Origin of the sequence: Noviherbaspirillum malthae, assembly GCF_015352985.1 — a bacterium.
Taxonomy (GTDB): Bacteria; Pseudomonadota; Gammaproteobacteria; order Burkholderiales; family Burkholderiaceae_D; genus Noviherbaspirillum; species Noviherbaspirillum malthae.
This window is the reverse complement of record NZ_JACYXF010000016.1, coordinates 96,621-108,109: the sequence shown is the minus strand read 5'-3', so window position 1 is coordinate 108,109 and position 11,489 is coordinate 96,621. Positions and strand designations below refer to the sequence as shown.

11 protein-coding genes and 1 pseudogene are annotated in these 11,489 nt (G+C 62.0%); 10 read left to right on the top strand and 2 right to left on the bottom strand.

What is annotated here, in order from left to right; translation table 11 throughout:
* The 10 genes and pseudogenes from IGW03_RS39265 to IGW03_RS18435 all read left to right on the top strand — a co-directional run.
* A pseudogene (locus tag IGW03_RS39265) lies at nt 1-142 on the top strand (IS701 family transposase); the annotation flags it as partial.
* Nucleotides 143-558: 416 nt separating this feature from the next.
* The gene (locus IGW03_RS18475; RefSeq protein ID WP_194724029.1) at nt 559-897 is read left to right on the top strand and encodes an ArsR/SmtB family transcription factor; all 339 of its coding nucleotides are present in this window, start codon (nt 559-561) and stop codon (nt 895-897) included.
* Nucleotides 894-1,415, top strand: coding sequence for an ArsI/CadI family heavy metal resistance metalloenzyme (locus tag IGW03_RS18470; protein ID WP_194724028.1), 522 nt, complete (start codon nt 894-896; stop codon nt 1,413-1,415). The genes IGW03_RS18475 and IGW03_RS18470 overlap by 4 nt, the downstream gene beginning before the upstream one ends.
* 3 nt (nt 1,416-1,418) lie before the next feature.
* A complete protein-coding gene (gene arsN2 / locus IGW03_RS18465) occupies nt 1,419-1,865 on the top strand; it encodes an arsenic resistance N-acetyltransferase ArsN2 (RefSeq protein ID WP_194724027.1) in 447 nt (148 codons plus the stop codon).
* A gap of 8 nt (nt 1,866-1,873) precedes the next feature.
* On the top strand, nt 1,874-2,374 hold the full coding sequence (locus IGW03_RS18460) for an arsenate reductase ArsC (protein WP_194724026.1): 501 nt from the start codon (nt 1,874-1,876) through the stop codon (nt 2,372-2,374).
* Nucleotides 2,371-3,087 carry an aquaporin gene (locus IGW03_RS18455; RefSeq protein ID WP_194724025.1) on the top strand — a complete coding sequence of 239 codons (717 nt, stop codon included), beginning with the start codon at nt 2,371-2,373 and terminating at the stop codon, nt 3,085-3,087. Before IGW03_RS18460 ends, IGW03_RS18455 begins: the two co-directional genes overlap by 4 nt.
* On the top strand, nt 3,041-3,472 hold the full coding sequence (gene arsC / locus IGW03_RS18450) for an arsenate reductase (glutaredoxin) (RefSeq protein WP_194724024.1): 432 nt from the start codon (nt 3,041-3,043) through the stop codon (nt 3,470-3,472). The genes IGW03_RS18455 and arsC overlap by 47 nt, the downstream gene beginning before the upstream one ends.
* Nucleotides 3,465-4,226, top strand: a complete 762-nt coding sequence (gene arsH, locus IGW03_RS18445) for an arsenical resistance protein ArsH (RefSeq protein WP_194724023.1) — start codon at nt 3,465-3,467, stop codon at nt 4,224-4,226. Before arsC ends, arsH begins: the two co-directional genes overlap by 8 nt.
* Nucleotides 4,227-4,888: 662 nt before the next feature.
* Nucleotides 4,889-5,278 (top strand): PA2779 family protein, encoded by a 390-nt coding sequence (locus tag IGW03_RS18440; RefSeq protein WP_194724022.1) that lies wholly within the window; start codon nt 4,889-4,891, stop codon nt 5,276-5,278.
* Nucleotides 5,275-6,231, top strand: coding sequence for a PA2778 family cysteine peptidase (locus tag IGW03_RS18435; protein ID WP_194724021.1), 957 nt, complete (start codon nt 5,275-5,277; stop codon nt 6,229-6,231). The genes IGW03_RS18440 and IGW03_RS18435 overlap by 4 nt, the downstream gene beginning before the upstream one ends.
* Before the next feature lie 51 nt (nt 6,232-6,282).
* On the opposite strand, the gene IGW03_RS18430 is transcribed toward IGW03_RS18435, so the two are convergent.
* Both IGW03_RS18430 and IGW03_RS18425 read right to left on the bottom strand, forming a co-directional pair.
* On the bottom strand, nt 6,283-9,057 hold the full coding sequence (locus IGW03_RS18430) for a bifunctional diguanylate cyclase/phosphodiesterase (RefSeq protein WP_194724020.1): 2,775 nt from the start codon (nt 9,055-9,057) through the stop codon (nt 6,283-6,285).
* Nucleotides 9,058-9,114: 57 nt separating this feature from the next.
* The gene (locus tag IGW03_RS18425) at nt 9,115-11,484 is read right to left on the bottom strand and encodes a response regulator (RefSeq protein ID WP_194724019.1); all 2,370 of its coding nucleotides are present in this window, start codon (nt 11,482-11,484) and stop codon (nt 9,115-9,117) included.
* Nucleotides 11,485-11,489: the final 5 nt, after the last annotated feature.

Sequence of the window (11,489 nt, the reverse complement as noted above, 5' to 3'; positions counted from 1 at the left end):
GGCCTCGATTGCTGCGATCCATTCGGGCTTGGATGACCCCGGCACGTTGGCTCATGTCCTGCTGGCAGGCCTGTTCGGACATGCCCCCACCGCCAGAGCTCGCCGCGCTGTTAGCCTTCCTCACGTCGGGCTGCGGCATTAACCTCTATCTCCGGATTTAACAAACTACCGTTAGAGCGCTTTCGGCTTGACTGGACTAGGCGAGGCCGAGGTGATTTGCCTGCAGAACAAGGCATAGCAACACGACGTGGCGGGCTCGGCGCCCCCAAGCCATGGCAAGCAGGACTCGGCGTCCCCACACAACGCATTGCTGCGGGCAAAGCGGCCGGGATCGCCAGGCAAGTCAAACCGAAAGCGCTCTAGTAGTCCAGACCAGTCTTGGAGCACTCATTGTCATTCGTTGTCGTAATCACGACAATTGCCGTTCGAACGACAATTCTTCGAACACGCTTCGCCCTGATACAGCCTGATAACGAATCAGAGCCAACCCTCTTACCGTCCTTGATTTTCTCAAATACTTCAACTAGCATTGAATTAAATATTTCAAGGAATATTGAAATGGAAGCCAGAAACGTCATTGCGGCCCTTGCCGCCCTTGCGCAGGAAACACGGCTCGCGGTGTTTCGGCTGCTCGTCCAAGCAGGGCCGAGCGGCCTCGCCGCCGCGCAAATCGCTGAGGGTGTCGGCATCGCCCCGTCCTTGCTGTCTTTCCACTTGAAGGAGCTGCTGCATGCCGACTTGGTAACGCAGACTCGGGAAGGACGCTCGCTTATCTACGCGGCCAACTTCGAAGCCATGAACGGTGTGCTCGGATTCCTGACCGAAAACTGCTGCGGCGGGAACGTCTGTTCTCCTGTCCGCGTTTCCAACTGTTCCAAAGAAGGAGCTTGCTCATGAAACGCTTGCACGTACACGTCTCCGTCGACAATCTCGCCGACAGCATCAAGTTCTACTCGGGCATGTTCGCGACCGAACCGACCGTCGTAAAGACCGACTATGCCAAGTGGATGCTCGACGACCCTCGGGTGAACTTTGCCATCTCTCAGCGCGGCGCGCAGACCGGCCTGAACCATCTCGGCATCCAAGTCGAGTCGGCCGCCGAACTGAGCGAAATGCAGTGCCGCCTCGGCGCTTTACAGCCGGACTTGGAGAAGGAGGAAGGTGTGGCCTGCTGCTACGCAACGTCCGACAAGTACTGGGTCAACGACCCCTCCGGAATCGCGTGGGAGACCTTCCATACTCTCGACACCATCCCGGTTTTCGGCGAGCCCACCAAGACCGCAGCACCGGGGGAAACCGCTGCGGGCAGCCAGGCATGCTGCGTACCGCTCGCCAAGCCGCGCATCAAGCTCTCCGCGGACGGTCCATGCTGCGTGCCAACTACGCAGAAGAGTAACACCGGCACCTGCTGCTAAGCCATGACTCCGCTTCGGCCAGCTACGTCCGAAGACCTGCCGGCAGTCCTCGCTCTGCTCGAGGACGCCGGCCTCCCGTACCAAGACCTCACTGCTTCGCACCTCGCTGATTTCCTGGTTGCGGAAGGCGGGCGGTCTGTCCTTGGGATAGTCGGGTTGGAGCGATACGGCGAAGATGCGCTCTTGCGCTCCCTCGCCGTACGGCCGGAGAACCGTTCTACCGGGCTCGGCAAGCAATTGGCCGACGCCCTAGAAGAGCATGCCCGGCGAACTGGCTTGGGCACCCTCTACCTGCTCACGACAACCGCCGCCGATTTCTTCGCTCGCCGCGGCTATGAAGTCATTGAGCGCGGCACGGCGCCTTCCTTGCTTCAGAAAACAACCGAGTTTTCAAGCCTATGTCCCTCGCAAGCTACCTGCATGCGACGGCGCCTCATCCAAGAACCTTAGGGGAAATCATGACAGGCAAGACTTTCAACGTGCTGTTTCTCTGCACGGGCAATTCCGCACGCTCCATCATGGCTGAAGCATTGGTAACGACCATGGGCCATGGGCGCTTTCAAGGCTTCAGTGCAGGCAGCAAACCGGGTGGCAAGGTCAACCCTTTCGCCGTCGAGCAGGTAAAGAAGACCGGCTACCCGGCGGACAACCTTCGCAGCAAGAGCTGGGATGAATTTGCAGCTCCCGGCGCTCCGCACATGGACTTCATCATCACTGTTTGCGACAACGCTGCAGGAGAAGTGTGCCCTATCTGGCCGGGCCATCCCGCAACTGCCCACTGGGGCTTTGAAGATCCAGCGGCCGTCGAAGGTTCGGATGAAGAGAAACGGGATGCCTTTGAAAAAATTTTCAAGCAGATCATGGCCCGCACGAATGCATTTGTCAGCCTTCCATTGCATATGCTTGAACAGCATGCTATCCAGCACGAAATCAAAAAAATCGGCGAGACACCAGTATGAACATGCCTCGCAAGTTGGCCGGGGAATTTCTTGGCACCGCATTTCTGCTTGCTGTCGTTATAGGGTCCGGCATTATGGGCGAGCGGCTGGCCGGAGGTAATGTCGCGATTGCGCTGCTTGGCAACACGCTGGCAACCGGTGCCGGCCTTGTCGCATTAATCCTGACTTTCGGCCCCATCTCAGGTGCGCATTTCAATCCGGCTGTCACTCTGAGCGATGCCTTGTTCGGCCACATTCATTGGCGGCATGCCACGATGTATTTCGCGGCGCAGATTGCGGGTGCATTTGCAGGCGCCGCCGCGGCCCATGGGATGTTTCAAGAGGCTGTCTTCTTCGCTTCACAACATGCCCGTACCGGGCCCTCGCAGTGGTGGAGCGAATTCGTGGCGACGTTTGGGCTGCTGGCTGTCATCATCAGCTGTTCCAGAACTCGGCCGACCAGTACGCCATTTGCAGTCGCCGCCTATATTACGGCGGCCTACTGGTTCACTTCCTCAACGTCCTTTGCGAATCTGGCCGTCACACTGGCTCGCGCTGCGTCGGACACATTCGCCGGTATCCGGCCACAGGATGTATCAGGCTTCATCGTTGCTCAGCTATCAGGTGCTGCAGCAGCTGTTGTCGTATTCAAATGGCTATTCGCAACAAGCAAAGAGGTGTCTCCTTATGGAAATCAAGATTTACCACAACCCCGGCTGCGGGACGTCCCGTAACACCCTCGCGCTCATCCGCAATGCCGGCATCGAACCACAGGTCGTCGAGTACCTGAAGACTCCACCAAGCCGGGAAGAGTTGAAGGACATGATTACCGAAGCCGGCCTGACGGTGCGCGAAGCCATCCGGGAAAAGGGCACGCCCTATGCCGAACTTGGCCTGGACAACCCGAATTTGACAGACGATGATCTGCTCGACGCGATGCTGGCGAACCCGATTCTCATCAATCGGCCTTTCGTCATTACCCCGGTCGGCATGCGTCTATGCCGTCCGTCCGAAGCAGTGCTCGACATCCTCCCGTTGCCGCAGAAAGGCCCTTTCAGCAAGGAGGACGGAGAAGTGGTCATCGATGCCGATGGCAGGAGGGTCAAAGGAAATGGCTGACCTGTCGAACCTCCCGAACGTCAGCGCCCCACATCTCGACGTTCCGACCAACCAGAAGCTCGACGCAGCACAAGTATCAACGCATCCGCCGCGCATCCTGCTGCTGTACGGCTCGCTGCGTGAGAAGTCTTACAGTCGCCTTCTTACCTTGGAAGCGGAGCGGATCCTGCAGCATTTTGGCGCTGAAACCAGGGTTTTTGATCCCCATGGGCTTCCGATGGTCGACAGCTGCCCTGCGGACCACCCCAAGGTTCAGGAGCTCCGCAAGCTGTCGGAGTGGTCTGAAGGGCAGGTTTGGTGTAGCCCTGAGCGCCATGGCGCCATGACTGGCGTGTTCAAGTCGCAAATCGACTGGTTGCCGCTGGAAGTCGGAAGCATTCGACCGACCCAAGGCCGCACTCTGGCCGTTATGCAGGTGTCGGGGGGCTCGCAGTCGTTCAACGCCGTGAACCAGCTCCGCGTTCTTGGCCGGTGGATGCGCATGGTGACAATACCGAATCAGTCTTCGGTGGCCAAGGCATACCAGGAGTTCGACGACAACGGGCGCATGAAGCCGTCGTCATACTACGAGCGTTTGGTCGACGTGATGGAAGAACTAGTCAAGTTCACCCTGCTTGTGCGGGACCGCTCGGACTACCTGACCAGCCGGTACAGCGAACGCAAAGAAGCGTTTCCGGAGATGGCTGCCGCATTGGCCGCTGCCGCCATGAGCCACGAAGCCGGCCAAGACGAAACGAAGGATGAGTTGGAGTAGCAAAGGTTTGATACCGGGTGCCAGAGGTACTCTTGCGTTTTAAAGTCCACGTAAAAAACAGCTTGTTTAGCTCGGCGAAAAGCCCGCTTGTTTGCCGCAAAGCATCACAGCCAGCTTCATAAACTTCTTCAAATCCAACTGCTTGCCGGACATGGTAGCGGCTTGTCAAGGAAAGCCCTTTCAACTACCGATCCAGCCGCTTCTCGTTTCAATCGCTCCAGCAATCGGGAGCGTGTGCCTTTTGCACGGCTTCCCGTTTGCTGCCTGGAAATGCCGCCATAGCTGGGGGATGAGCCACATGCTTATTAACGCCCATCGCCATGTCGTGTCCGTGCTGCTTCCTCCACTTCCATCGTGGCGGGTTAGATACGGAAATCGCCGCTGCGAGCCGGCCATTGACTACTGTCAAATTCAGGCAGGAGAAATACGGTAGAAGTGATGACAGCAGGACCATGTCCATGGCAGGCGCTCGCCGCGCATGCTGCCGGCACACCTTGTGCTCGACTTGATTCTTCCAGTCTGCCGGCACGGCCGGAACAATCTCATCCCACTCGAAGCTTCGTGCCGACCGCTTCAGTCCTGTACAGCGGGACAGCTCGGCTCACGTACATACCGGAGCAGCAACGACCGCGGGCCAATACTGCAATCAAGAGGAGAACAGCATGAATGCATTCAAACGTCTCACCGCGTCGCTGCTTGTCGTATGCGTCACGGGATTGAGCCTGCCTCTGCAGGCCGGCGCGGCCATCGTGTCCACCCAGGATGCGGCCGCTGCATCTGCTGCGACGGAGGAGAGGGAACGGGTGATCGGCTTCCTGTCGCGCGACGAGGTGCGCAAGTCGATCGAAGCACAGGGCGTCGATCCGCAGGATGCGATCAAGCGCGTGCAGGCGATGTCGGACGAGGAAGTGCAGCAGCTCGCCGGGCGCATCGACCAGCTGCCCGCCGGCGGCGACATCATCGGCGTGCTCTTTACCGTATTCATCGTGCTGCTGGTGACCGACATTCTCGGCCTGACCAAGGTGTTCCCGTTCACCCGCTCGGTTCGATGAACGCTGCGGCAATTGCTTTGCCGCTTTGCCTGCGCCTCGCCGTCTGCGCGGCGCTCGCGCTGACGCTGGCTGGATGCGCCGCGCCGGGGGTGACTTCGCTGCAGCAGCACTGGCCGCCGGCGCTGCCGCAGACGGCAAAAATGGGAGGCGTTCCCTTTTTCCCGCAGGACGATTACCAGTGCGGACCCGCCGCGCTGGCGATGGCCGCAGCCGCCGCTGGCGCCAGGGCCACGCCCGAACAGCTCGCCAGCCAGGTCTACCTGCCCGCCAGGCAGGGCTCGCTGCAGCTGGAGATGCTGGCCGCGGGACGGCGCCTCGGCCTGGTGACGCACCGGATCAGGCCGGACCTGGAAGCCCTGCTGCAGGAGGTAGCCGCAGGCAATCCGGTCATCGTGCTGCAGAACCTGTCATTCCAGTTCGCGCCGGTATGGCATTACGCGGTGGCGATCGGCTTCGATCGCGCCAGCAACACTATTGTTCTGCATTCCGGCCGCACGGAAAACATGGAAATGTCGCTTCACGTATTCGAGCGTACCTGGGAAAGATCGGGCCGCTGGGCCATGCTCGCCATGCCGCCCGACCGCCTGCCGGCCGGTGCCGATGGTTCCGGCTATGCGGTATCGATCGCGGCGCTGGAACGCAGCTCGCCTGAAGCAGCGCGCAAGGCTTATGCCGCGGCGCTGCGCCGATGGCCCGACGATCCCGTTCTGCAGCTGGGCGCGGGAAACACCGCCTATGCGCAGCGCGACTACGAGGCCGCAGTCCGCGCATACAGGACATTGGTCACGACTCATCCCGGCATTGCCGATGGATGGAACAACCTGGCGCAGGCGCTGCTCGATCAGGGGCGGCGGCGCGAGGCCATGGCCGCGATCGGCAATGCGGTGGCGCTGGGCGGTCCGCGCTTGAGCAGTTACCGCCAGCTGCAGCAGGAGATCCAGGCAAGGCAGTAGGCCGAGACAGCCTGTTGCGAGGAAGGCGGAGGCGCCGCACCGCATGCCGACTCACGTCGGGATCTTGTGCAGCTCCCTGAACAACCCTGTCTGCGTCCTGGTCGGCGCAAGCGGCTGCGAGAGCAGGTAGCCCTGCACTTCGTCGCAGCCCAGCGCCCGCAGGATGTCGAGCTGGCGCTCCTCTTCCACGCCTTCGGCCACGACCCGCATACCCAGCGCATGGGCCATCGTGATGATGGCCTGGAAAAACACGTTGCCCTGGTCGCTCCTGCCCAGCTCGCGGGTGAACGCGCGGTCGACCTTGAGCACGTCGAAGTCGAGCTGCTGCAGCTTGGCCAGCGAGGAATAGCCGGTGCCGAAATCGTCCACCAGCAGTGTCAGTCCCTGGTTGTGCATGTCGTGCAGCGCGCTGTTGATTTCCTGGTCGCCGCTCATCATCGTCGCTTCGGTCAGTTCCACCTCCACCAGCCGCGCATCGACGCCGTGGCGCGCCAGCGCCTCGCGGAAGATGCGCGAGATGTCGGCTTCGTTGAACTGGCGCGACGACACATTGACCGATACCGGCACCATGACCTCGCCGCTGCGCGTCCAGTAGGCAATCTGCGCGCACACCTTGTTGAGCACCAGTTCGCCCAGCTGCACCACCAGGCCGGTTTCCTCCGCCAGGTCGATGAAACTGCCCGGCTGCAGCATGCCCTCGATCGGATGCGCCCAGCGCACCAGCGCCTCCATGCTGGAGGTGCGGCCGGTCCTGACATCGATGCGCGGCTGGTAGTGGATGACGAACTGGTCGTGCTCGATCGCATGCCGCAGGTCGGCTTCGCGCCGCAGCCGGTTGCGCAGCGCATCGTAGAATTTCGGGTCGAAGAAGCGGTAGGTATGCTTGCCGCTGGTCTTGGCCAGGTACATCGCCACATCGGCATTCTGCAGCAGCGTTCCGGCATCCTCCGCATCATCCGGAAACACGCTGATGCCGATCGAGGTGCCCACCGCGGCGATGCCCGCCGTGAGCCTGAACTTTTCCCGGAAGGCATGCAGGATGCGTTCGGCCACATGCGCGGCGTCCGACTCCTGCATCACGTTCTCGATGACGACGACGAACTCATCGCCGCCCAGCCGGATCACCTTGTCGTGCGGACGCACCGCATCGCGCAGGCGCAGCGCCGCATTGCGCAGCACCTCGTCGCCGGCGGCATGTCCCAGCGTGTCGTTGACGCCCTTGAAGCCGTCCAGGTCGATGAAGAGGATCGCCAGTTTCTTGCCGCCCCTGGCCGCCTTGCCGATGGCTTCCGGCAGGAAGGACTGGACCCAGAGACGATTGGGCAGGCCGGTCAGCACGTCTTCGTTGCCGATGCGCTCGAGCTCCAGCACATGCTCCTTCTCGCGCGTGATGTCGCGCAGGGTGATCGCCAGGTCGTTGTCGGAGCGCACCGCCTTCAGGTGCATGTAGCGCTTGTGGGGATCCTTGTCGCCGGCCAGGCACAGCTCGCCTTCGAACATGCCATCATCCGCCGCCGTCCTCAGCGCGCCGATGACGATGCCGACATCGGCTTCTGCATACAGCACCGACAGGCGGATGCCGATGAATTCTTCCGGCCGGTAGCCATAGAAGGCCGCGCCGCGCTGGTTGCAGTCGACCGCTTCGAAATCGACGATGCTTCCGCCTTCGTCCCGCACCGGCCTGGCGATGTAGAAACCTTCGCTGCCGCCTTCGGTGGCGATGCGGTAGGTGGCCTGCGCCAGTTCCAGCTGGCGCTTGCGCCATGCCAGCCGCAGGGACAGCGCGGCCGCCACTGCAGCGAACACCAGCACGCCGAGCGACAGGGCGATGGCGGTATGGATGAGCGCGGCGCGCCGGCGCGAGTAGGGTGCCATCACGGTATCGTGGTCCAGCCCGGTCAGGGCGTTGATGTCGTAGCCGTCCACCCTCTGCCAGCCGACGAAGCGGCTGCGGCCGTCGCGGAACAGCGATGTGCCTTCGAAGAAGCGGCTGCCTCCGGGAGCCGGCAGGCTGGGCGCGGTGGGGATGGGATTGGAAGCGGGATCGTGCACGACGCCGCCGGTGCGCGTGACGCGCACCAGCCCGTCGGTGCCGATGACGCCGAGAAAGCCGAACGGCCCGAGCGTGACTTCATCGTAGTTTGCGGTGAAGAAGCCTAGCTCCACGGTCATCAGCACCACGCCGTCGAAATTGCCCTCGGCATCCGACAGCCGCCGGGAAAACTGGATGATGGGATTCCCCGTCGCGCGTCCCCAGGTCGGCAGGCTCATGAACAGGAAATCGCTGCCTGCGGTCTTGTGGGCAAGGTAATAGGGACGGTCGCTGACATCGGGACTGGTGCGCAGCACTCCCAGGCCGAAAGTGCTGGTAAGCGAGAGACCGTTGCGGTCGACGATGCTGGCGTTGAACGGCGCGGATTCGGGAAACACGCCGCGCTGCTTGAATTCTTCGAGACGCACGCCGCCGCCCGAGGTTTCCCATTCCACCTTGATGACCATGAGCAGCTGGTCAATGGTATTAATGGTGCGCTGCAGATGCTGGGCATAGCCGCGTGCAAGAATGCCGGCGTCGGCCAGCGCGGTTTCCTCCATCAGCGCTCTTTCCTTGTCCAGCCGGTAAAACATGAGTTGCCAGCCTGCTATCAGCAGGACGGCGGTGCCGAGCGCCCACCAGAGTGCGAGACGGTAATTAGCCAGCAGGAAATCAAGCCTGTTACGCCATGTCCGCAACGCGGGCTGGCCAAGCGGAGAAGTTGGATAGGAACGCTGGTCTGGGTCCAAAAGCGTGATCTCGCTGCATTCAGGTACGGCTTTCTGCAATGACATCCGCGTGGGTGCAGGTACGCCCACGTTTCATTGCCCTTTGGATTGCAAATATTGAAATTAATTCTGAGCGCCTTTGTAGTCGCTCAATTTGCGGAGACTCAGCATTTCCTCCAATTGCCGGCGCGCCGTGCCGAACTCTTTTTCCAGTTCGGCAAGCAAGGTCCCGCCGCCGTTCAGGACGCCTTCCTTGCCCATTCTTTCCAGTTCCATGCAGGGCGTGCGCATGCGGATTGCGCCAAGGTTCTCGATGCTTGACAGAAAACGGTGGCAGGTCGCCTGCACCATCTTCGCATCGCTCTCGGCCAGTGCATTGCCGATCGCTTCGAGATGCCCCGGCGAATCGTTGATGAAGAGCCGGATGATGTCGGCCGCGATGGTGGGGTTGTCCTCGTCCTGCAGCTCCAGCAGCTGGTCGATGCGCTGCTGGTCGATGACGGTGTCCGGGGCGGCATCGGCCTGCGCCTGCGGCACCGTCGCCATCAGCGCGGCGCGCACGTCATCGAGTTCGACCGGCTTGGACACATAGTCGTCCATGCCTGCGGCCAGGCATTTTTCGCGGTCGCCCGGCATCGCATTGGCCGTCATGGCAATGACCCGCGGCCCGCCGCCGTTGAAGCGCGCGCGCAGCCGCCGGGTGGCTTCCAGGCCGTCCATCTCCGGCATCTGCACATCCATCAGCACCACGTCATAGGCCTGCCTGTCCAGCGCTTCCAGCGCTTCCGCGCCGTTGGCCACCACATCGGCCCGGTAGCCGAGATGCACCAGCAGCTGCCGCACGACCTTCTGGTTGATGGTGTTGTCTTCGGCCACCAGGATGCTGAGCGGCAGCGTGTCGGCCAGCTTGCCGGATGCGGCCGGATGCTGTTCCGGATACGCTTCGCCCGCATCGAGCCGCATCGCGCGCAGCAAGACCTCGAACAAGGCGGTCGGCTTGATCGGCTTGTTCAGGTAGGCGGCAAAATCGATGTCGGCGATGCGTGTGTCCTGCGGGCGGTAGGCCACCGAGGTCAGCATGATCAGCGGCAGTGCCAGCGCGTCGCGGAACTTGCGGATTTCCGTTGCCAGGCCGAGGCCGTCCATTTCCGGCATGCTCATGTCGAGGATGCCGACATCGAACGCATGGCCGTGCCGCACCAGGTCCAGCGCCTCGGCGGCCGAGGCAGCCGCCGACGGAATCATGCCCCACAGCAGCGCCTGCTTCACCAGGATGCGGCGGTTGGTGCTGTTGTCGTCGACGATCAGCACATGGCGCCCGGCCAGGGCCGAAGACTGTTCCTGCAGCACGCTGTGTGCCAGCTTCGCACCCGAGGCCCTGGCGATGATGCTGAAGTGGAAGACGGAGCCTGCACCCACGGTGCTTTCCACCCACATGCGCCCGCCCATGATTTCGGTGAGCCGCTTGCTGATCGCCAGGCCGAGGCCGGTGCCGCCGTACTTGCGGGTGGTGGACGTGTCCACCTGGGTGAAGGCCTGGAACAGTTCGCCGAGGCGATCCGCGGGAATGCCGATGCCGGTATCCCTGACGGAAAAGCGCAGTTCATGCTCGCCGCTCTCCTGCAGCGTGGCGGAGACCGCCACCACGACCTCGCCGTGCGGCGTGAACTTGATCGAGTTCGACAGCAGGTTCACCAGCACCTGGCGCAGGCGCGTGACGTCGCCGATCACCGCCGCAGGCACGCCGTCGTCGATGAAGTAGGCCAGATTGAGCTTCTTCTCGGCAGCAGCCGAGGCCAGCAGATCCAGCGACTCCTCGATGCAGCGGCGCAGGTCGAAGGGATGCAATTCGATGTCGAGCTTGCCGATCTCGATCTTCGAATAGTCGAGGATGTCGTTGATCAGGGTAAGCAGCACTTCGCTGCTCGAACGTATCGTCTGCGCATAGTCGCGCTGCTCGTCGTCGATGCGGGTATTGAGCAGCAGGCTGGTCATGCCGATGACGGCATTGAGCGGCGTGCGGATCTCGTGGCTCATGTTGGCGAGGAACATGCTCTTGGCCTGGGTGGCGGCTTCGGCTTTTTCCTTGGCGGCCTGCAATTCCATCTCGTAGGCCTTGCGCGTGGAAATGTCGCGCAGGATTACTGTGTAGACGAGCTCGCCCTGGCTTTCCAGGCGCGAGATCGATGCCTCGGCGGGAAACTCCGTGCCGTCCTTGCGGCGTGCGAAGATGGCGCGGCGCTCGCCCATCTTGCGCGCGCTTTCGCCGGAGCGGTCGAAGTTTTCGATATGCGTGCGATGCGTGCCGTGATGGCGCATCGGCAGGAGCAGGTTCAGGTCCTGGCCCCGGGCTTCCTCGGCGGTCCAGCCGAACACCCGCTCGGCGCCCTGGTTGAACAGGATGATGCGGTGATCCCGGTCGACGCAGATGATGGCATCGTCGGCAATGCTGAGGATGCCGTTGAGCTGGGCGGAAGTCAGGTTGGCTGCCATGTCGG

Bases quoted from the DNA above. Each gene is read 5' to 3' on its own strand.
- arsN2 (WP_194724027.1), top strand. From the start codon at position 1,419: ATGACTCCGCTTCGGCCAGCTACGTCCGAAGACCTGCCGGCAGTCCTC.
- arsH (WP_194724023.1), top strand. From the start codon at position 3,465: ATGGCTGACCTGTCGAACCTCCCGAACGTCAGCGCCCCACATCTCGAC.
- IGW03_RS18440 (WP_194724022.1), top strand. From the start codon at position 4,889: ATGAATGCATTCAAACGTCTCACCGCGTCGCTGCTTGTCGTATGCGTC.
- IGW03_RS18435 (WP_194724021.1), top strand. From the start codon at position 5,275: ATGAACGCTGCGGCAATTGCTTTGCCGCTTTGCCTGCGCCTCGCCGTC.
- IGW03_RS18470 (WP_194724028.1), top strand. From the start codon at position 894: ATGAAACGCTTGCACGTACACGTCTCCGTCGACAATCTCGCCGACAGC.
- arsC (WP_194724024.1), top strand. From the start codon at position 3,041: ATGGAAATCAAGATTTACCACAACCCCGGCTGCGGGACGTCCCGTAAC.
- IGW03_RS18475 (WP_194724029.1), top strand. From the start codon at position 559: ATGGAAGCCAGAAACGTCATTGCGGCCCTTGCCGCCCTTGCGCAGGAA.
- IGW03_RS18425 (WP_194724019.1), bottom strand. From the start codon at position 11,484: ATGGCAGCCAACCTGACTTCCGCCCAGCTCAACGGCATCCTCAGCATT.
- IGW03_RS18460 (WP_194724026.1), top strand. From the start codon at position 1,874: ATGACAGGCAAGACTTTCAACGTGCTGTTTCTCTGCACGGGCAATTCC.
- IGW03_RS18430 (WP_194724020.1), bottom strand. From the start codon at position 9,057: ATGTCATTGCAGAAAGCCGTACCTGAATGCAGCGAGATCACGCTTTTG.
- IGW03_RS18455 (WP_194724025.1), top strand. From the start codon at position 2,371: ATGAACATGCCTCGCAAGTTGGCCGGGGAATTTCTTGGCACCGCATTT.